General features: G+C 63.1%; 21 protein-coding genes. 10 read left to right on the forward strand and 11 right to left on the reverse strand.

Annotated features, from left to right (window positions below; translation table 11 throughout):
• A partial coding sequence (locus EP867_RS13330) for a transposase (RefSeq protein ID WP_206616339.1) occupies window positions 1–183 on the reverse strand: 183 nt, incomplete at its 3' end.
• 107 nt (window positions 184–290) lie between these two features.
• Between EP867_RS13330 and EP867_RS13335 the strand changes: the two genes are divergently transcribed.
• From EP867_RS13335 to EP867_RS13365, 8 genes are all read left to right on the forward strand, one after another.
• Window positions 291–566, forward strand: coding sequence for a hypothetical protein (locus EP867_RS13335; protein WP_128489985.1), 276 nt, complete (start codon window positions 291–293; stop codon window positions 564–566).
• Window positions 567–710: 144 nt separating this feature from the next.
• Complete coding sequence (locus EP867_RS13340) at window positions 711–1,118, forward strand: hypothetical protein (RefSeq protein ID WP_128489986.1); 408 nt, start codon at window positions 711–713, stop codon at window positions 1,116–1,118.
• A 254-nt stretch (window positions 1,119–1,372) separates the two neighbouring features.
• Window positions 1,373–1,939: a metallophosphoesterase gene (locus EP867_RS13345; RefSeq protein WP_241656908.1), complete on the forward strand. Its 567-nt coding sequence runs from the start codon at window positions 1,373–1,375 to the stop codon at window positions 1,937–1,939.
• 38 nt (window positions 1,940–1,977) lie between these two features.
• Window positions 1,978–2,478 carry a type II toxin-antitoxin system MqsA family antitoxin gene (locus EP867_RS13350; RefSeq protein WP_128489987.1) on the forward strand — a complete coding sequence of 167 codons (501 nt, stop codon included), beginning with the start codon at window positions 1,978–1,980 and terminating at the stop codon, window positions 2,476–2,478.
• A gap of 122 nt (window positions 2,479–2,600) precedes the next feature.
• Window positions 2,601–3,038 carry an SOS response-associated peptidase family protein gene (locus tag EP867_RS13355; RefSeq protein WP_241656909.1) on the forward strand — a complete coding sequence of 146 codons (438 nt, stop codon included), beginning with the start codon at window positions 2,601–2,603 and terminating at the stop codon, window positions 3,036–3,038.
• Window positions 3,039–3,260 carry an SOS response-associated peptidase family protein gene (locus tag EP867_RS20270; RefSeq protein ID WP_241656910.1) on the forward strand — a complete coding sequence of 74 codons (222 nt, stop codon included), beginning with the start codon at window positions 3,039–3,041 and terminating at the stop codon, window positions 3,258–3,260.
• A gap of 466 nt (window positions 3,261–3,726) precedes the next feature.
• A complete protein-coding gene (locus EP867_RS13360; RefSeq protein WP_241656911.1) occupies window positions 3,727–5,127 on the forward strand; it encodes a Y-family DNA polymerase in 1,401 nt (466 codons plus the stop codon).
• Entirely contained in the window at window positions 5,124–8,441 is a 3,318-nt protein-coding gene (locus tag EP867_RS13365; protein ID WP_128489989.1) for an error-prone DNA polymerase, read from the forward strand. The genes EP867_RS13360 and EP867_RS13365 overlap by 4 nt, the downstream gene beginning before the upstream one ends.
• 346 nt (window positions 8,442–8,787) lie before the next feature.
• On the opposite strand, the gene EP867_RS13370 is transcribed toward EP867_RS13365, so the two are convergent.
• The gene (locus tag EP867_RS13370) at window positions 8,788–9,345 is read right to left on the reverse strand and encodes a YaeQ family protein (RefSeq protein WP_128489990.1); all 558 of its coding nucleotides are present in this window, start codon (window positions 9,343–9,345) and stop codon (window positions 8,788–8,790) included.
• A 170-nt stretch (window positions 9,346–9,515) separates the two neighbouring features.
• On the opposite strand from EP867_RS13370, the gene EP867_RS13375 reads away from it, so the two are divergent.
• Window positions 9,516–10,112, forward strand: a complete 597-nt coding sequence (locus EP867_RS13375) for a hypothetical protein (RefSeq protein ID WP_128489991.1) — start codon at window positions 9,516–9,518, stop codon at window positions 10,110–10,112.
• Between the two features lie 9 nt (window positions 10,113–10,121).
• Here EP867_RS13375 and EP867_RS13380 read toward each other — a convergent pair whose 3' ends face one another.
• The 9 genes from EP867_RS13380 to EP867_RS13420 form a co-directional block, all read right to left on the reverse strand.
• Window positions 10,122–10,958, reverse strand: a complete 837-nt coding sequence (locus EP867_RS13380; RefSeq protein WP_128489992.1) for a substrate-binding periplasmic protein — start codon at window positions 10,956–10,958, stop codon at window positions 10,122–10,124.
• Window positions 10,959–11,025: 67 nt separating this feature from the next.
• Complete coding sequence (locus EP867_RS13385; RefSeq protein ID WP_128489993.1) at window positions 11,026–12,783, reverse strand: pyrroloquinoline quinone-dependent dehydrogenase; 1,758 nt, start codon at window positions 12,781–12,783, stop codon at window positions 11,026–11,028.
• A gap of 48 nt (window positions 12,784–12,831) precedes the next feature.
• On the reverse strand, window positions 12,832–13,359 hold the full coding sequence (locus EP867_RS13390) for a c-type cytochrome (RefSeq protein WP_164888866.1): 528 nt from the start codon (window positions 13,357–13,359) through the stop codon (window positions 12,832–12,834).
• Window positions 13,360–13,673: 314 nt separating this feature from the next.
• On the reverse strand, window positions 13,674–14,411 hold the full coding sequence (locus EP867_RS13395; RefSeq protein WP_128489995.1) for a hypothetical protein: 738 nt from the start codon (window positions 14,409–14,411) through the stop codon (window positions 13,674–13,676).
• Complete coding sequence (locus EP867_RS13400; protein WP_128489996.1) at window positions 14,408–15,217, reverse strand: ABC transporter permease; 810 nt, start codon at window positions 15,215–15,217, stop codon at window positions 14,408–14,410. The genes EP867_RS13395 and EP867_RS13400 overlap by 4 nt, the downstream gene beginning before the upstream one ends.
• Window positions 15,214–16,020: an ABC transporter ATP-binding protein gene (locus tag EP867_RS13405; RefSeq protein WP_128489997.1), complete on the reverse strand. Its 807-nt coding sequence runs from the start codon at window positions 16,018–16,020 to the stop codon at window positions 15,214–15,216. The genes EP867_RS13400 and EP867_RS13405 overlap by 4 nt, the downstream gene beginning before the upstream one ends.
• Window positions 16,017–17,021: an ABC transporter substrate-binding protein gene (locus tag EP867_RS13410; RefSeq protein WP_128489998.1), complete on the reverse strand. Its 1,005-nt coding sequence runs from the start codon at window positions 17,019–17,021 to the stop codon at window positions 16,017–16,019. The genes EP867_RS13405 and EP867_RS13410 overlap by 4 nt, the downstream gene beginning before the upstream one ends.
• 28 nt (window positions 17,022–17,049) lie before the next feature.
• Complete coding sequence (locus EP867_RS13415) at window positions 17,050–17,793, reverse strand: ABC transporter permease (protein WP_128489999.1); 744 nt, start codon at window positions 17,791–17,793, stop codon at window positions 17,050–17,052.
• Window positions 17,790–18,800 carry an ABC transporter ATP-binding protein gene (locus EP867_RS13420; protein ID WP_128490000.1) on the reverse strand — a complete coding sequence of 337 codons (1,011 nt, stop codon included), beginning with the start codon at window positions 18,798–18,800 and terminating at the stop codon, window positions 17,790–17,792. The genes EP867_RS13415 and EP867_RS13420 overlap by 4 nt, the downstream gene beginning before the upstream one ends.
• A 243-nt stretch (window positions 18,801–19,043) precedes the next feature.
• Between EP867_RS13420 and EP867_RS13425 the strand changes: the two genes are divergently transcribed.
• Window positions 19,044–20,078 (forward strand): LysR family transcriptional regulator, encoded by a 1,035-nt coding sequence (locus EP867_RS13425; protein ID WP_164888867.1) that lies wholly within the window; start codon window positions 19,044–19,046, stop codon window positions 20,076–20,078.
• Window positions 20,079–20,153: the final 75 nt, after the last annotated feature.

Here is a 20,153-nt window from a genome sequence, read left to right on the forward strand (position 1 = left end):
GACAGTGAGCAGCCCACGATGCACGCCCCAGCGACGCGCGACGTCGGAGATGTTCGCGCCCGGGACCGCGCTCTCCGCCACGATCTGCGCACGCTCATCATCGGTCCAGTTACGGCGGCGACGGCGCCCGGTGATCACCTCAATCCGCTGATAGTCACGGGCTTCATGCATGACTTGATGCATGGCATTATCTGTACTCTTCGGCTCGTCGAAGCCCATCGGCAACCTCTCCTGAAAGTGCGTGCCGACTATCTCTGGCGCGCAGAGCTCACCCGCAAGATGACCCGCTCGTGACGCTCACGGCCGAACAGCTCGGGATCAATTCTGAGGGGCTGCGCTACGGTGAGCGCGATGACATCGCAAGGCTCGCGCAGGTCACGGGTGAGAGCCCAGCCCTGATCCACCGCAATCTGCTGTCGCTTACCCGCACTGGCGGCCAGCGGATTGGTCCCCATGCACTGACCCATATCCTGCGGCCTCTTGATGAGAGGCATATTTGCCTGCGCTGCCTGCGGCAGGACGCCAAAGGCGGCCCGCCCGGGTTTCACCTGCGCGAACGCTGGTAATGGCGGCTGACGACATCTCAGCACTGCAGCCGGCACGGCTGCGAGCTGACCCGGATTGATGTGCCAGGCGATGACTGGCGTGAGGAGATTGCTCTGAATGCAGTTACTGGCCCGAAGCGCCAGGAAGGAGCGCGCGCGGAGGATATGTTCCACACCTGGCTCTGCCGGGAGCTTTCAACGCGGTCAGGACGCGGCTGGACAGCCGCCATGTCGTTGCCTGCCGCCGTTGATTCTGTGGGTGTGATCGGTGCCACCCTGGGGCTGGGAATAAGGGACAGATGGCAGGATCTGGAATTTAGGGATCGGCAACGCGCTCTGAATGCCGGTTACAACCTGTTATGCCTTGATAAAGCGGCGCTGCGCCCTGCCCTTTTAGCCGGCTTTGGCAGGAAAATTCAGACCTTCGGCCAGGCACGAAACCATGGCAATCCAATGGGTGCGCTCTGGTCATGGATGCGCAACCGGCAAATACTTGCCCCGACCGATCCGCTGGCCGCAGAACTCTTTGCGACTTTCGAGGAGGTTCAGGCGTTAGCCGGCACTGTGAGCTGATGGATCTTATGAAGCACCCGTGTCTGAGGCACGCCGGATAAAGTTCGGGGGCAACGCCACACTTTAAGGCAAAATTCGTAGAGGGCCTCGACAATGCACCGTAAGGGAGCCTGAAAATCCTCCTATTAGATTCCGGATATGCCTGTCTGATTTTTGCCTTGCTGCTATGCTGGGGGAAGCCAGGACAAGCGTTTGGTTCAACAGTTCACGACGTCCGGAAACGTCGTCCTGCCGCAGCTACCGGAGAGGATTGGATGATGGCGAATTGGTATACGGCCGACCTGCACTTCGGCCATGAAAATATCCTCTCCCATGCCGCGCGTCCGTTCCGGGATGTGCAGCATATGGATGCTGCGCTGCTGGAAAACCTTTGGAACAAAGTGGCGCCCGAAGACCAGCTCTGGATCATCGGCGACTTTGCCTTTGGGCCCAAGGCGAAGGATGAGGCCTGGCTTTGGCAGATCTTCGGTCAGCTCCCCGGTGCCGGGAAGCACCTCATCATTGGTAACCATGATGGCCCGCTCACCCGAGACCTGCCCTGGACCAGCGTGTCGCATCTGGCAGAGGTGAATGATCCGGCCTCAGATCTGCCAGTAACCCTTTGCCATTACCCCATGATGACATGGGATGGCGCGCGGAAAGGGGCTGTGCATCTCTTCGGTCATGTGCATGGCAACTGGAGGGGAAGCGCCAACAGCGTCAACGCGGGCGTGGATGTCTGGGAGTTCAGCTCGATCAGGCTGCAGGATGCGCTAAGCCGCATGAAATCGCTCCCGCCGCATAAGCACTGGCAGGATGTCGAGCCGAGGGTGCGGCGCTGACACAGGCATGCAGGTGAACCGAGCAGAAAGGAGCTGATATGGCGAAAGTGCCTCAGAGTTTTCGGCACCCCGAGACCGACCGTGTCCTGCACCGCGCAGTCCGGCCGATGGAAATATCCTACAAAGGGGGCTTGTCCGAGACGGTTGATGCCCCCGGCTGGTATCCGGATGATCCCGCATCATCGGAAGAGGCCATTTTCTCCCCGGCAGATTGCCGGATCACGGATCGGGTCTTTAACAAGCTGAAGGCGATCGCAGAAGGTTTCCTTCCTCCTGCAGAGGTCAGGCGGGTCCGCCGCAGGCTGCGGCTGGGTGGCCGGCCTGTCTCGCAGGTGATGGCCGGAAAGATCCTCTGCGCCGATCCAAAGGCCTTTCGCCGCTACGAGGCTGGGGATAGTGTAATTTCGCGGGAGCTGGACTGCCTGCTGCGGCTCCTCGATAAAAATCCGGCCGCTTTCTCCGAATTGCCGTCGGCTCAACGCTATTTGCGGGAATACGACGGCGGGTCAGGTTCACAAACACCGAATTTCTACGATTAATCAGGCTTTTAGGCCAGACCCAAGCCTTGGACAACGCTCAGATCGGGCTGAGACGACCACCGGAGGATATTGTGTGAATACCGCGCTTGCAGCATGTTCCTTTTTTGTTTCGGGTGTGAAGTATGTGTAACCTCTACGCACAAACCAAATCGCGTGATGCAGTCCGCTCTGCCTTCTCAGATGTTCTGAAGGGGGCCGAAGTTCTTGTCGACAGTCTCGGCAATGCGCCCGTGAACACGCAGATCTGGCCCGATTACAGTGCCCCGATCATTCGCCCGCATGCCAGTGGCTGGCAGCTGACCACGGCCCGTTGGGGCATGCCCACGCCTGCCGTCTATCTGGCGGGTAAGCGCACAGATCCGGGCGTGACCAATATTCGTAACCTCAGCTCGTCGCATTGGCGGCCGTGGCTGGGGGTAGCGCATCGCTGCCTCGTGCCCTTTGATGCGTTTTCCGAGCCTGATACCCGCCCCGGCGCCAGCCGCAGGCCGGTTTGGTTTGGGCTGGGCCCTGACCGCCCGCTTGGTTTTTTTGCGGGGATCCGCACGGAATGGACTTAGGTGCGTAAGTTGAAAGAGGGCGAAATCACGACCGAGTTGTTTGGCTTTCTGACCTCCGCGCTCAATCGTCTGGTCGCAGAAGTTCACCCCAAGGCCATGCCGGTGATCCTGACCACGCCTGCAGACTGCCGTCACTGGCTGACCGCCCCGATTGGCGAGGCGCTTCAAGTACAACGCCCCCTGCCCGATGATCAGCTTGAGCTGATCGAAGATTTCGCATGAGTGGCGGCGCTGCCGTTCAGCGCCCGCCGCGCAGGCGACGCGGCTGATGCCACATCGCCTGCCCGCAGGTTTGTCCGGGCGGCAGATCTTCATTCACGCCACGTCCGAAGACGATCTGTTGTGGTCTGCGGAAGAGGTATTGCGCGTTGATCCCACGGGCTTCCTCGAGACTCTCCCGGAAAAAACCCGGTGCCTCACCCTCGGGCGACGCCTGCAACCGGCCACTGAGGCGGGCCGCATAACCAGCCTTTTACTGATCCGAAAGGCGCATGGCAGCAATTCTGCCGGATGCGCTGGCGTTACAAAAGCCGCCCTGCTGAGGCTGACTCGACACCTCTGCAATGGCAGCTTATCAAGAACAAAATGGGAACACTTTAGGATTAGATTGTTGAGTGGGATGGCAAGACGTCTGCTTGTCATATGGCTGACAAGGCTTTCCAGTGACCTCTGGCTGCGGCGCCATCCCGTGGCCGGGCCCTTTGCCGTGATCGCCCGTCAGGGCAATTCCGACCGGATCTTTTGCCTCAATGCCGAGGCCGCAGGTCTTGGACTGGCGCGCGGCATGGCGCTGGCCGATGCCCGCGCGATCTGGCCCGATCTGATCACCACGCCCGCCGATTCCTCACGGGATGCGGCAGGCCTGGAAGCGCTGCGCCGTCTGACCATGCGCTACGCGCCCCAAGTGGGGCTGGATGGCGCCAATGGTCTGGTCGCCGACATTACCGGCGTTTCACATTTATTTGGTGGTGAAAGCGAGTTACGCACCGATCTTCATGCAAATTTCACGCGTGTGGGCTTTGCGCTGGAAAGCGCGATTGCCCCCACCAAAGGCGCGGCCTGGGCGCTCTCGCGCCACGGGGGCGGGATTATTCCCGAAGGTGCGATGACGGCCGCCCTGAGCCCTTTGCCCGTCTCGGCACTGCGACTGGACTCTGAGACCACCGATGCGCTGGCCCGCCTGGGCCTGCTGCGCATTGCCGATCTGATTGCCCTGCCGCGTGCGCCATTGGCGAAACGCTTTGGCCCCGACCTGCTGCGCAGGCTGGATCAGGCCCTGGGTCAGCTGCCCGAAGCGGTGGCGGCACCCGTCGAGGCCCCCACCTTCTCCGCCCGCCTCAGCCTGCCCGAACCGATTGGCCTTGTCAGTGACGTGATGGCCGGGCTCGACCGGCTGCTGCTGGTGGTCTGCAATAAACTGGCCCAGGCGCAGATGGGCGCGCGGCGGATGCGGTTTGAACTGAACCGGGTTGACCGCAGGGTGATCCGCCTCGAGATCGGCCTTGCCCGCCCCATGCGCGATGCCCTGCGGATTTCAGCGCTGTTTGCCCGCCAGGTTGAGGGTGTGGATTCCGGCTTCGGGATCGACCGCCTGCGCCTGGAAGCTTATGTGGCAGAGCCCCTCGCGCCCGAGCAGATCGGCAACCGCGAAGCCCAGGCCCGGGATGCTCTGGCGGATCTGATCTCGCGCCTTGGCAACCGCCTGGGGTTTGAGCACATCCTGCGCGCGCATCCCCAGGACAGCCCCTTGCCCGAGAACAGCTTTCGCCTGATCCCGGCGGTGCGGCAGGACGCCTCCCACTGGCCCGCTCAATCGCATCTGCGCCGCCCTGTGACGATTTTTCCGCCCGAACCGCTGCAACAGGTTTCGGGCCATCCTCCCGCGCGCTTCTTCTGGCGGGGCGTCCAACTGACCACCCTGCGCGCTCACGGCCCTGAGCGGATCACCCCGGACTGGTGGAATACGCCCCCCTCCTGGTCCATGGGACTGCGCGATTACTGGCGGATTGAGACCAGTGAAGGCCCGCGCCTTTGGGTGTTTCACACCCCTCAGGCCCCCGCCTGGGCCGTGCAGGGAGAGTTTTTATGACCGCTTATGCCGAGCTTTGCGTGACTTCGAACTTCACCTTCCTGAAGGGCGCCTCACACCCCGAGGAACTGGTCACGCGCGCGGCCGAACTGGGCCTGCACGCGATTGCCATCACCGATCGCAACTCGGTCGCGGGCGTTGTGCGGGCCTGGTCCGCGCTGAAAGAACTCAAACGCCTGCGCGAGGTGGAGGCTGAAAAAGCCGTCCCCGCCCCGCAGATCCGCTCGAACCTGCGGCAGGACAGCTCGACCCGCCAGTATCATGGCATCAGCGAAGCAGAGGCGGATCTGGCCGCAGCCCCTCTGCCCAAACTCATCGCCGGTGCGCGGCTGGTGCTGCAGGACAGTCCGGTTGAATGGCTGGCCCTGCCCAAAGACATCGCCGCCTGGTCGCGGCTGACCAGGCTTTTGACCTTGGGCAAGCGCCGCGCACCAAAGGGCGAATGCCATCTGAGCCGCGCCGATCTGCTGACCTCAGCGAGGGGCATAACACTGATTGCGCTGCCGCCCGATCCGATGGTCCACCCCCTGCCCGCCGCAGACCTGCAAGAGGTTGCCCGCGCCTTCCCGGGCTGCGCCTATCTGGGCCTTGCCCCGCAGTATGACGGGCTTGATGCCCGCCGCTTTGAACACCTGGTGCAGCAGTCCCAGGCGCTGAACCTGCCCGCGGTCGCCGTGGGCGAGGTCATCATGCACCGTGCGCACCGCCGCCCGCTTGCTGATGTGCTGACCTGCCTGCGGATCGGCTGCACGATTGATCAGATCGGGCTGCGCCGCCTTCCTCATGGCGAGCATCGCCTGAAGGGCGCACAGGACATGCTGCGGATCTTTCACCGCTATCCCGGCGTTTTGCGCCGCACGGTCGAGATTGCGGATGCCTGCGCCTTTGATCTGGGCCAGCTGCGCTACCAATACCCCGACGAAGCGCTGAACGGTGAGCCTGCGCAACAGCGGCTCGAACGGCTTGCGCGTGACGGCCTGCACCGCCGCTACCCCAAAGGCGCGCCGCCCAAAATCACCAGCCGGGTCGAAAAGGAGCTGCGCCTGATCGCCGAAGTCGACTATGCGCCCTATTTCCTGACCGTGCATGACATCGTGGAGTTCGCCCGCTCACGCGGCATCCTCTGCCAGGGCCGCGGCTCAGCGGCCAATTCGGTGGTCTGTTACCTTTTGGGCATTACCGAAGTGCCCCCCGAAAGCATCACGCTGATTTTCGAGCGGTTTATCAGCAAAGAACGCAATGAGCCCCCCGATATCGACGTGGATTTTGAGCACGAGCGCCGCGAAGAGGTGATCCAGTGGATCTATGAGCGCTACGGCCGCGAGCATGCAGGGCTGACGGCCACGGTGATCCACTTCCGCACCCGCGCCGCCATCCGCGAAGTGGGCAAAGTCATGGGGTTGAGCGACGATATCCTGTCGCGTCTCGCAGGGCAGATCTGGGGGTTTTCCTCAAGCGCACCCGATGAAGACCGCCTGCGCGAGGCGGGGCTTGATCCTTCCGATCAGCGCATCCGCCTGACCCTGCGCCTGATCGGCGAGATCATCGGCTTTCCGCGCCACCTCAGCCAGCATGTGGGTGGCTTCGTCATTACCCAGGACCGGCTGGATGCCTATTGCCCCATCGAGAATGCGGCCATGGAGGATCGCACCATCATCGAATGGGACAAGGATGATATCGACGCGCTTGGCCTGCTGAAGGTCGATATTCTGGCGCTTGGCATGCTGACCGCAATCCGCAAGAGCTTCGCGCTGATCGAAGAGCATCGGGGCGAGCGCTTAGATCTGGCAAGCGTGCCGCCCGAAGACCCCGCAGTTTACGACATGCTCTGCCGTGCCGATGCGATCGGGGTATTTCAGGTTGAAAGCCGTGCGCAGCTGAACTTCCTGCCCCGCATGCGGCCGCGCAAATTCTATGATCTGGTCTGCGAAGTGGCCATCGTGCGCCCCGGCCCCATTCAGGGCGGCATGGTCCATCCTTTCATCAACCGCCGCCAGGGCCGCGAACCGGTGGAAGACCTTGGCCCCGCGATGAACGAGGTGCTGGCCCGCACCTGGGGCGTGCCGCTCTTTCAGGAACAGGCAATGCAGATTGCCGTTGTGGCTGCGGGCTTTACGCCGTCTGAGGCTGACCGTTTGCGCCGCTCGCTGGCCACCTTCAAGCGCATGGGCACCATCGGCGGCTTCCGCGACCGCTTTGTCGGCGGCATGCTGGAGCGCGGCTATGACGCGGATTTCGCCGCCCGCTGCTTTGCCCAGATTGAGGGGTTCGGCTCTTACGGCTTCCCCGAAAGCCATTCGGCCAGCTTTGCGCGGCTGGTCTATATCTCAGCCTGGCTCAAACGCCACCATCAGGCGATCTTCACCTGCGCGCTGCTGAACTCGCAGCCTATGGGTTTTTACGCCCCCGCCCAGCTGGTGCGCGATGCGCGCGAGCATGGCGTTGAAGTGCGGCCCGTCTCGGCCAATGCCTCCTCCTGGGACTGCACGCTGGAGCGCCGCGCCGATGGGGCCCTGGCCCTGCGTCTTGGCTTTCGTCAGATCAAGGGCATGCGCGCGGAAGACGCGCATTGGATCGTGGCCGCCCGCGGCAATGGCTACCCGGATGTGGAAAGCATCTGGCGCCGCGCAGGCGTTCACCCCGAACAGCTGGCGCGGCTGTCCGAGGGGGATGTCTTTGCCGATATGGGCCTGAACCGGCGCGAGGCGCTGTGGCAGGCCCGCGCGCTCTCAGGCCCTAAACCCCTGCCGCTCTTCGGTGTCGACGGCGAAGGCGGTCCTGAGCCGGCGGTCTACCTGCCGCAGATGAGCCTCGGCCAGGAGGTGGTTGAAGATTATCTGTCGCTGCGCCTGTCACTGAAAGCGCATCCCCTGGAGATCCTGCGCCCGAGGCTGCAGGGGAGCCTTTCGGCTGAAGCTTTGAAACAGGCCAGCGGCAGGGTCGTGCTGACTGGCCTTGTCATCACCCGCCAGCGCCCCGGCACGGCATCCGGCGTGATCTTCCTGACGCTGGAGGATGAAACCGGCACCGCCAATGTGATCGTTTGGAAAAAGGTCTATGAGGCCTTCCGCCAGGCGGTGATCACCGGCCGCCTGCTGCGCATCACCGGCCGCATCCAGCGCGACGGCGCCGTGACCCATTTGCTGGCCGAACATGTCGAAGACCTCAGCGAACGCCTTGGCCTGATGGGCCGCCCGGTGCTGTTTTCAACCGAAGAACACGCGGGCGAAAGCCAGCGCCCCATCCGCCGCAGCACTGCCCGTCACCCCCGTGAACAGGCACGGAAGCTCTTTGAGAGCCGGGATTTTCATTGATGGATATCAGCAGGAAAGAGATGCCTAAGCACCGTCATGCGCTATCGGCGGATCAGGCTGAGGTTCCCGCTCAGGCCCGATACCCCATGTGGACAAAGTCACATGTCATATTGGCCCGATCGCTCGATCCGCGCCTCGCAAATGAGGAAGAGGCAAGGAGCCTGCTCAGGACGCCATCTGACCGGCCGAATGCACAAAATCTATCCGCAGATCACAGGAAGAGCGCCACAGAGCCCCCGGGCTGACGCCTGCGACCCTGACGTCCGGTTCAACTCAGCGGCATAACCGCTGCGGCACGATGAAAAATGACAGCCTTTTGCAGGACCCTGCCCCCACCATCGCCCTCTCAGGCCGCGACGAGATCGGACTGTTGCCAGATCGCGGGGGTGACATAAAGGGTGGCGTCGTCGAAACTGATCATCAGATCGCCGTCCTGAATATTCACCTGAATCCGCATCGAGCGGCTGATGTGACGCGCCAGTTCTGCCGTGTCAGCTTCGGCGAAACTGAGCACCCGCAGGTTGTCGAACCGGGTCGTGCCGCTGCGGGTCTTCTCCCAACAGATCTCGGCCGCGCGGCCGCCATAGGCGCAGATCAGCACCTGAGCGGATTTGTTGCAGGTCTGGCGAATGACCTTCTCGCTCGGAAGACCAAGAAGCACCGACAGCTCCAGCTCACCGCTCAGGCTTTTACGCCAGATATCGGGCTCCTCATCGGTGGACAGGCCCCGCGTCATCTCAAGCTGGTCATGCGCCATCAGCGCAAAGGCCAGCACACGCAGCATCATCCGCTCATCCGTTTCAGAGGGGTGCTTTGCCACGGTCAGCTTATGGGTCTCGTAATAGTGACGATCCATGTCAGAGACCGAAAGTTCGACTTTGTGGATGGTCGCGTTGAGTGCCATATGCCTGCCCTGATCCGGAAAGAGTGGCACACCTACTGCATCCCGGGCGCCGGTGAAAGCGCAAAGCGCCGGCGGATCTGCCTTTAAATCAAGGGGCCCAAGCCTCGACACCGCCGGTGGGACAGGCTAGAGAGCAGCCCTGCCCCCTCCCGACCGGAAGCGTGTCATCCGTGGTTTTCCTTCATAATCTGACCATGGCCGAGATCCTGTCACGGATCGTTGCGGCCTTCGTGTTTTCCGGCCTTGCAGGCGGAGTGACCGCAGCGCTGCTGACGCTCTTCAGAGAGCCTGCGGCAAAACACGCCGGGCGGCTGAGCGCGAGCCCGTTTCGCAATGTCACCCTTTCAGGGATTTTTCTCGCGATTGCTTTTCGCGCCACCTGGTTTTTACCGCTGCCGCTCAACGCTGGTCCGCGCCGTTTTGGCCCGGTTCTCGCGGTTCTCGGAGCGATGGCGGTGATGCTTGCGCTGGTGCCGCTCATGGATCTGCTGCGCAGCCCGCTCCATGCGGCTCTGCCGCGCGGTCCGGGCTATATGGTGCTGGCGGGGATTGACACCTTTCAGGCCGTGACGGTCAATTCCGTGGTCCTTGGTCTTTTGCCCCTGCCCGGCCTCTGGCTCGGGACCATGGTGCCGGGCCTGCTCCCCCGCCTGGAAAAGCGCTGGCGCAAAAGCACCGGGATCGGGCTGGCGCTGGCAGCGATCCTGCTGATCCTCGGATGGTTCCCGGATCTGCGACCGCTGCTGAACGCGCTGCGCCTGGTGTGACGGCACCCGTTACCGGGCGCGGCTGTCGTCTCCGGGGGTGCCCTGCCAGTTGAACTCGTCAAGCAGAGCCGCGATGGAGCCATCGGCAACAAGCGCGTCGATCGCCTCATCGATCTGCACCCGCAGGAAGGTATCGCGGGTTTTGACCAGCGCCCCGATGCGCGTGACGGTTTCAGGCACCGGGGCCATCGGGACCGCCCGCAGCACCGAGGCTTCGGGATGCTCCGCCACAAGCTGCGCCCAGGCCGGGGCCCAGATCAGCCCGCCCGCAATGCTGCCGTCCAGGACGCGCTGCGCCATCAGCTGCATATCGGCATAGGGAAACCGGGTGAACCGCGCGGATTTCGGCTGCTGCTGGTTCCAGGTGATCATCACCCGCTCACCCATCGAGCCAAGCGCGGTGCCGAGCTTCAGATCGCGGGGAATATCGCCCAGGCGCGCATAATCACCCTTCACCATCATCATGTAAGGCAGGCTCACATAGGGCCGCGTCAGCGTCGCCCATTCCGGGAAAGGTGAGTTTTCCTGCACGGTCATGCCGACGACCATGTCGCAGTTGTTGGTCAGCGCGATCTGCAGCTCATCCAGGAAGCCGTCGCCGCTGGTCGGATAGCCGCCAAAGCCTTCGTGGAAATCCATCTCCAGAAAAAGACTGTCAGCGATCAGCTGCGCAACACGGCGGTCAAAGGCAAGCGTGCGGCCACTGACATCGGCGCAGACGCTCAGACGATCCCCCTCCATGCGGCGGGTGTTCTTCAGAAAGGCGGGCGGCACGCCATGGCTTTGCGCCAGCGCAGCACCGGCGGTGAAAAGACCGGTGATGCCTGCCAGAATCCAGGATTTCATCGCAATATCTCACAGATGGCGAAAGGGGGCCTGAGGCCCCCTTTCATTGATAACGCTTTGAGTAAACTCAGTTCTTCGGCAGTTTGAAGACGAAGATCGAGTTGCCGTTGCCGTTCGGAAGCGGGGTTTCCGGGAAGGCCGAGGAGATCGAGGAAGCCGAGTTCGAGTAACCGGTGGGGACCACCAGGTACTGCTCGCCGTCGATCTCATAGGACATCGGATAGCCGCCGATCGGTGCGTTCAGGCGCTGCTGCCAGAGCACTTCACCGGTATCCTGGTCAAAGGCTTTGACGTAGCGGGCTGCGTCACCACCGAAGACCAGACCACCGGCGGTTGCCAGAACCGACGAGGTCGGGGCGACGCGCTGACGGTTCTGCCAGACGTGGTCGCCCTGGGTCGGGTTGATCGACAGCGCCTCAAAGAGACCGGCTTTGTCGATGCCTTCCGGCAGAACGCGCGGACCGAATTTCACCGAACCGACAGCGTTGCCTGCGGTGAATTCCGACTGGGTCGGGGTCACGTCGTTGCAGGCCTCGGTCAGCGGGGCAAACAGGGTTTTGGTCAGCGGCGAATAGGCAGCCGCCTGCCAGAGTTTACCACCCGACACCGAGGTGCAGGCGTGAACCGGCTGACCAACAGCGGTCGGGATCAGGTCTTCGTTCACGTGAACGGTGCCGTCAGCGTCGATCTTGGTGATGACGTTTTGTTTGACGGTCTCTTTCGACCAGAGGTATTTGCCGGTTTCACGGTCAAGCGCGAAAGCCACGCCGGTTTTGCCCGGGATCGAGACCAGCATCTTGTGCAGTTTGCCGTCGATTTCCTGGTCAACGATGATGCGCTCAAACGGTGCATCGAGGTCCCAGTTGTCGCGCGGCAGGTGCGAGAAGTACCACTTCAGCTCACCGGTTTTCACGTCCAGCGCGATGGTCGAGTTGGTGTAAAGCACTTCGCCGTCGCCCGAACCACGGATCAGCTCCGCGTAGGGCCCGGGCATGCCGATGCCCCAGTAGGTCAGGCCCAGTTCCGGATCATAGGAACCGGTTGCCCAAGGGGTGCCGCCCCAGCGGTTTTCCGGCGGAACGTCGCCCCAGGATTCGCCCTGCTTGGGGTTCTTCGGGTCTGCCAGCGTGTTGAAGCGCCAGATTTCTTCACCGTTGTCCAGGTTGTGCGCCATGATATAGCAGCCACCCGCGGTGCCTGCGATCGAGCAGCCCGAGATCGCGGTGATGATGGTGTTTTCAACAACCAGACCACCGATGGTGTAGGAATAGCCCTTCTCCCAGTCGAGAGCCTGCTTTTCCCATGCCACTTTACCGGTCTTCGCTTCCAGCGCGACCAGTTTTGCATCCGGGGTGGTCAGAATGACTTTATCGCCGGCCAGAGCGATCGAGTTCTTCTGACGACGCGCCTGGTTGGCCTGATACGACCAGGACTTCGGCAGTTCCGGCAGCACGTGGCGGTAGGTCCACAGCAGGTCGCCCGACTTCGCGTCGAGGGCTTCGACGATACCATTCGAGGTCTGCAGGAACATCACGCCGTCGCGGACGAGCGGTGCGGTTTCCTGGATGCCAACGTCAGCCATCGGCCAGGCCCATGCCAGCTCAAGATCCTTAACGGTCTCTTTGTTGATCTGGTCCAGATGCGAGAAGCCGGTGTTGGCGTAGTCACCGCGCCAGTGAAGCCAGTCGGATTTCGACGGGTTCAGCAGGTCCTGCGAGGTCACCGGGGTGTATTTGTCCAGAACGCTGTCTGCGAAAGCGGCAGGTGCCAGAGCGACAAGCGCGGTGGTTGCTGCCAGCAGATGTTTGCGGATGCTGAGTTTCATTCTTTGATCTCCAACGACGAAGGCGTCTTAACCTTCGTCAAACCCGGATTACTTGTTGTACTGCGGCAGTTCTTTGCCCCAGGTGTAAGCCTGCGGCACTGCGATCACTTCAACGGCTTCACCACCACCGGCAGCCAGGCGCTCGGCTTCTTTCGCAGCGGCACCTTCTTTGGTGGCTTCCACCAGGCTCAGATCAGCAGCGGCTGCGAGTTCGAGGGCGGCGTCGCCTGCGGTCGCACCGTTCTCAGCCATGATGTGAGCCACGATCTGCAGATAGACGTCTTCGCCCAGCTGCCCCGGTGCGGCCGGCGGCATCGCGACCGAGATGAAGTCATAAAGGCCACCTGCGGTGTCCCAGTTGCCCATGACGTCCTGACCAAAGAGGCCGGGCGCTTCCGGGCCTTCCAGCTGCGCGCCGTGGCACTGGGCGCAGTGCGACATATAGGCAGTTTTACCAGCCTCAGCCTGCTCGGCGGTGAAGCCCGAAGCGAAAAGCGAGCCTGCCGAAGCAAGGGTCATTGCCGCAGCGGCGGTGATAGCGTGGACGGTTGCCCGTCCGAACGAGATGGCTGGCACCTGAGCCTCCAAAATAATTTTCCGACCTGAACCCAGGCCGGAGTCACCTCTGTGGAGTCCTGTACTGGGCACCGAAAGCGCTCTGCAGACAGACGTAATCGCCCGCGAAAGAGGTGCGGGAGACGTCGGATCTCTGTTTGCGAAAAACGCCGGTGCCAAAGTCCGGGGCGCGGCCACAGCCCGCGCCTTCTGTCGCATCTCATGCGACATTTGTGCGCAGAAGGCAAGAGCACGTATGCAAGTGTATACCTGGGTATGCACACAGCGCATGGTTGCATACCCAAATCCTCAGGGACGGAGCCAATGTGTGCTGCTTACCGGCCCTCTGCGGCCTTGTTCAGAGCGTGGCGCAGCGCCCGGGTCAGGGTTGTATCGCCCCGCCAGAGGCCAAGAACCAGATCGCTGACCTCGGCTGCTTCGGCAGGCAGAGGGTGATGCTCCGTGCCTTCCGGCACAGGGGTCAGAGAAGAGAAAATCGCGGGCTCGCCCTGCGCAATCCAGGCCCGCAGGTCGGCTTCACGGCGCAAGGGCACGGCCTGCCAGCCACGGCTGCGCATAAAGCCCGAAAGCCGCACCCGATCCATCCCTGCGCTTCCCGCAAAGACCCCCACCCGGCTGCCCCGTGGCGGCTCTGCCGCGCCGCCGGTGCGACGCAGCGCGATCTGCTGCCCCGTCGGGATCAGGGTCATGAAGCCGCGGTTCGCCGCTGAATCCGCCAGCCCGCCGCCCAGCACATCGCATTGAGCGCGCGTGACATTCCAGTCCGCTGGGTTGAACGACCGCCCGATATTTGGCACCTCAACCAGCCGCAGCTGAAGACCGAGATCCGCCGCCGCCCCCTCGAGCAGAGCCCGCTCGGTTCCGGCCGCGCCGGTCGAGGGATCACGGATCAGCGGAGAATTTGCATCCGCAAAGCAATAGCGCAGCTGCCCCGCGCCCTGACGCTCTGACAGAGAGGTATCGGCAGGCAGAAAGCTGACCGCCGCGAGAAAAGCCGCCAGCAGCAGCACATCCCGCAAGGGCCGCCGCCAGCCCCTGGCAAGCCCCTTCATTTTCCGAAACTCCGCAGCGCCCAGAGAAAGAAGCCCGCGCAGCCCGCAGCCACCAGCGCATAGCCGGCCATGGCCGGAAACTGATGAAATCCGATCAGAATCCCGCGCAGAGCATCCACGGCATAGGTGATCGGATTGATCCGGATCAGCCACAAAAGCCACTCAGGATAGCTGGTCGAAAGCTGCGTCAGCGAAAGCGAGGGATCCAGCGGAAAGACCGAGGAGGAGGCAAAATACATCGGCAGGATCAGGGTGTTGGAAAAGACCCCGAACCCCTCAAAGCTGCGGATTTTGCCCGCCAGAACCACGCCGAAACAGGTCAGCGCGAAGGACAGCGCGAACATATAGCCGATGGCTGCAAAAACCTGCGGCACGGTCAGCGTGATATCGGCAAAACGCGCCAGGATGAGGACCAGAGTCCCATGGCCGGTCGCCGCCGTTGCCCCACCCAGAACCTTGCCCAGAAGCACCGCCCAGCGGGGCATGGGCGAGACCAGAACCTCGCGCAGAAAGCCGAACTCGCGGTCCCAGATCACTGAGACGGCGAACTGGATCGATGTATACATGATGTTCAGAACGATCACGGCGGGAAACAGGAACTGCAGATAGTTAAACGGCAGCACCATTTTCACTTCGCCAAAGACCTCGCCCCGGAAATAGGGGTTCAGGCCGACGCCGAGGATCATCAGCCAGATCAGCGGACGGCTCACCCCGCCCAGAAGCTGGCCACGGTCGCGGGTGGCGCGCATAATCTCTCTGAGCCACACCCCGTGGATGCCGCGCAGGATCGCAAGAACCTCGGTCATTCAGTACTCTCATCAAAGCCGCGGCCGTGAAAATCCGACTGCGGGTCCGACAGAACCATCTCGCGCAGCGCCGCCCAGAGCTCGCCGCGCAACAGGGAAAAGTCGGGGTGATTGCGGCGGGCTTCTGCGCTGCCCCGGAAGGGAAGGTCAAGGCATTTCGCAATCCGCCCGGGCCGTGGCGACATCAGCACCACCCGATCGCCCAGAACCAGCGCCTCATCGACGCTGTGGGTGACAAAGACCACACTGCGGCCCGACCGGCTTTGCGCAAGACGCGCCACTTCGGCCTGCATCAGTTCGCGCGACTGCGCATCAAGGCTGGCGAAAGGTTCATCCATCAAAAGGATCTGCGGATCCGCGGCCAGCGCCCGGGCCAGAGCCACACGCTGCTGCATGCCGCCTGACAATTCGCGCGGAAAGCTTTGCGCAAAGCGCGAAAGCCCCACGGTCGCAAGCACATCAGCCACGCGGCGCGCGCGCTCCGCAGCAGAGAGCGCCGCCAGCGGAAACCCCACATTGCCCTCCACGGTCAGCCAGGGCAGCAGGCGAAAGTTCTGAAAGACAATCGCGCTCTTCTCCCCCGGCCGGGGCGCTGCTCCAAAGACCCGGACAGAGCCGCTCTCGGGCTGAACCAGGCCGGCGATCAGCCGAAGCAGCGTCGTTTTGCCACAGCCTGAGGGGCCGAGAATGGTCAGCACCTCGCCCGCCTGAAGGCTCAGACTGACCTTCTCAAGGGCGAGGTTTGCAGCGCCGGGGAAGCGCAGCGAGACATTTTGCAGATCAGCGGGAAGCGGAGCGGTCATCTTGCGTGCCTGTCGCCGGTTTCATCAATGCCGATCCGCTCCAGCACCCGGTCGAGCGGGGCAAAATCGGCCCAGGCCTCAAGGGAGGGTTGCGTAAGGCCCTCAAAACCCTCCCCCTCCCAAAGCCAGTCAGAGGTCTGGCGCAGTTCAGGGCCCTGCAGGCCGCCGTTCACAGCCCAGGAGGTGCGATAAACAAGGCTCAGCTCTTTCAGAACGCCGGGATCTGCATCCGGGCGCAGTTTTGCCATGGCCCGGGGCCAGGCCCCGGGGTCTGCGGACATATCCCGCGCGGCAAGTGTCAGGGCGGTGATCACCGCCTCAACCTCCGGCCCCCTTGCGTCGAGCGTCTCGCGCGTCACCGCATTCACTTTGCTGACCACGGGTGCTGCGGCGTGATAATCCTCCGCGCTGACCAGAACCGGCAGCGCCTCATGGCCCGGCAGCGCCAGATAGGTGCCGACCGACAGGGTGGTGGCAGCGATCCGCCCCGCCAGCAGCGCCCTCGCGCGGATATCAGGCTGCCCGAGAGCCACCAGCTGCAGGTCCTCCTGCGCCACACTGTAGCGGCCCAGCACCTTCATGGAGAGCATCTGGTCGAGACTACCCACCCGACCGATACCAAAGGCCTCTCCTTTCAGCGCGGCAAGGGTCATGTCGGGCTTTCCGGCGATCAGATAGGGCAGCGCCTTATCAGGAGACATCACCGCCCGAAGCCGGTCATTGCCCCGGGCCGCAAGCTGCAGCAGGCCCTCCGTGGCCACATTGGCCATCTCGCCCTGGCCCGATTGCAGCGCGGCCAGCGCCATGGGGGTCTGCTGCACGCGGATCAGTTCAACCTCGACCCCCGCGCGGGCGAAATAGCCCTCGGAGAGCGCGATATCGACGATGGAATTCGGCACCAGAGGGGCTTCCATATCGGTGATGATCAGCCGGAAAGGCTCTGCCAGCGCAGGGAGAGCAAAGACGCTTACAGCCACCATCATCAGGGCTTTGAGTTTCATCCCGTTCTTCCTTCCGCTCGGGGGGACGTCACCGCCCCTGCCCCTTCCAGCCAGTGAGACGCGTCTCGGCAAAGCGCAAAGCCTCGGTCACGCAGACCCCGATCACTGAGAGTGTCAGCACAACGACAAAATATTCCGCCATCCGGAAGCTGCCACCATAGACCGCCAGAAGGCCCCCGAGTCCGGTGACGGCGGTATAAAGCTCGGCCACAACGGTGTTGATCAGCCCGATGGTCGCCCCGATCCGCAGGCCGGTGAGAAGAAAAGGCACCGCCCCCGGCAACACAACCGCGGTGAAAATGCGCCACCGGCTGGTCCCGAACGAGCGGGCCATCTCAATCAGGTCGCGGTCCGCTGCGCGCACCCCCGCAGCAGTGTTCAGGATGATGGGCATCAGCGCGCCCAGAAAGACGATGAAGACCTTGGCGCTCATACCAAGACCCAAAACCACGATGATCAGCGGCACAAAGGCAACCCGGGGCGTGGCGGCGAGGGCATTCACAAAGACATCCAGCACCCGCCCCAGAAAGGGCACCGCGCCCATGGCCACTCCGATGCCGATCCCCGCAAGAGAGGCCGCGCCAAGACCGGTCAGATAGACAGCCAGCGACTGCGCCGTGGCCTCCCAAAGCCGCCCTTCGCGCAGCATGATCTCTGCCGCAGTCAGGGTCTCAAGCGGCGTTGCAAAAAGCCCCGGCGGCATGGAGATCGCGGCGAAATGCCACAGAGCGACAAACCCCAGCAGCACACCCAGGCGCGCAAGGGCGATCATCGCCGCCCTGCCCGCCGCCCGGCGCTGCGCTGCGCCTCGCGGCCACCTTCGGCCCGATCGCGCAACGCCCGACCGGTCAGGCTGAGGAAGACCCCCTCAAGGGTCGGGGCCTCATAGCGCATGGCACTCAGCCGATTGCCAAAGCGCGCCAGAAGATCAGGCACAAAGTCCTCACCCGTCACGGCAAGCGACAGATTCCCTGCCGCCGGGGTGCGCGCATCGGGGAATGCGGCCAGAAGCGCGGCGTAATCCGCCTCAGAGGCGGGGGTGATATGCAGCCAGGGCTGGCCCAGATCCCGGCGCAGCGCCTCGGGGCTGCCTTCGGCGATGATGCGGCCCCTGTCGACAATGCAGATCTGATCGGCCGCAGCCACCTCTTCGATGTAATGGGTGGTGGTGAAAAGCGTCAGCCCCCGCGACTGCCGCTCGGCCTCAAGATAGGCCCAGATTTTGTTGCGGGTCTGCGCATCAAGACCCACCGTCGGCTCATCAAGAAAGAGGATCCCGGGCGCGTGCATCAGCGCGCGGGCGATTTCAAGACGGCGCTTCATGCCGCCGGAAAAGCTGCGCACCACCGCCTCGCGCCAGTCCTCCAGCTCAACCAGCGCCAGCATCCGGTCGATTGCCTCGGCACGCTCACGGCCCGACATACCATAGACGCGGCCATGAAAATCGAGGTTTTCTTCGGCGGACAGGCGATCATCGAGGCTCGGGTCCTGAAAGACCATGCCGATCGACTGCCGCACGGCCCGGGCGGCCCGGCGCACGTCATGGCCCGCCACCCGCACCTCGCCCGCATCGGCCTGACGCAGGGTGGAGAGCACTGACATGAGCGTGCTTTTTCCCGCACCATTCGGCCCCAGAAGCGCAAAGGAGCTGCCCGCAGCAACGCTCAGGCTCAGCCCGTCCAGCGCGACCTGCGCGCCATAGCGCACCACCAGCCCGCGCACATCAATGGCGAGGGCCGGGGCGGCAGATCCTTTGGCGGAAGAGGCGGCAAGGGTCATCGAAACTCCGGACATAACCTGAAAGCAGCGCAGAACAGGTCGTATCGCCCCTGTCTGCGCAGAGCAGCACTGTGCCCGCTATAGCGGTGCAGCGCTGCGGGGAAAAGCTCTCCGCCACAGCGGCTGCGGCCCCTTTGCCTTATACGGGGCTGGAAATCATGCCACAGGACTTTTATGCCTGAGACACAAAAGCCCGCGTCCGGTGCCGTTGCGCCGCATTTTCGGGCGCTGTTGCAGGTGAATATGGCCCAGAGTCCCGAGCGCGATGACATGAAAAAGCCCCCCCGCGCAGCCGGACTGCGGGTCGGGGGCGATATTTCGATCCGCAAAATTCAGGTCTTCTGGGCCGTGGCCCGCGCCGGTTCCATGACCCGCGCCGCGCGGATGCTTGAAGTGACGCAGCCCACGCTGTCGCAGCAGCTGTCAGCGCTTGAGGCCAGCCTTGGCAATGCGCTCTTTACCCGCTCCGGCAACAGCCTCACGCTGACCGAGTTCGGCACGGCCTTCCTGCGCCACGCCGAAGACGTGCTGCGCGCGGTGCAGGAGATGGAGGATATGATATCCGACCATGGACAGGGCCGGCAGCAGACCATCCGCATCGGCGGGCTGCCCTCTGCCATGAGGGTGCTTGTGCCTCCGGCGATGCATGCGATCCGCCAGCGCCATGCGGTGATTGATATCGACACCCACGAAGGCAGCCCCGGCGAAATTCTGGAACTGCTTTACGCCCGCCGGATCGGGATCGCGCTTCTGGCCGCCAATTCCGTGGGCGAACTGCCCCCGGGCTTCACCCAAATTCCGCTGCTGAGCGACAAAAACGTGCTGGTTGTGCCCCGCGCTCTGGATCTGAGTGCGGTGGCGGATCCGGAGAGTGATCTCTCGGCAGATGACTACAGGGTGCTGCGGCAGGTCATTCACTTCGTCTTCGGCTCCACCCACAGCCAGCGCCAGCAGCAGTGGTTTGACCGTATCCTGCCCGGAAACCGCACCGTCGGGCGCAGCCGCAGCTTTGATATGGCGGTTGAAATGGTCCGCTCCGGACTTGGCGTCTGCCTTGCCCCGGCGCTGAGCGTGGCGCCCGCTTCGCTTTCGACCGCAGGTGTCAGGCTTTACGACGTCTCAGTTGCGCCGCGCCAGATTCTCGCGATCGTGCCGGCCCAATATGCCCATCAGGAGACCACCCGGGAGGTGCTTGACGAACTCCTGCGGGCGGCCGCCGGGGTCACCCATCCTGAGATCGCGCCGGAGCCGCCATTCATTCGCGCTCCGGGGTCATAGGCTCAGACCTATACTGCCCATAGATTGCGCCACCTTGTCGCAGATCGTAGCTTTTTAAAGCAGAGCAACGCTTTG

This window comes from Falsigemmobacter intermedius (assembly GCF_004054105.1).
GTDB lineage: Bacteria > Pseudomonadota > Alphaproteobacteria > Rhodobacterales > Rhodobacteraceae > Wagnerdoeblera > Wagnerdoeblera intermedia.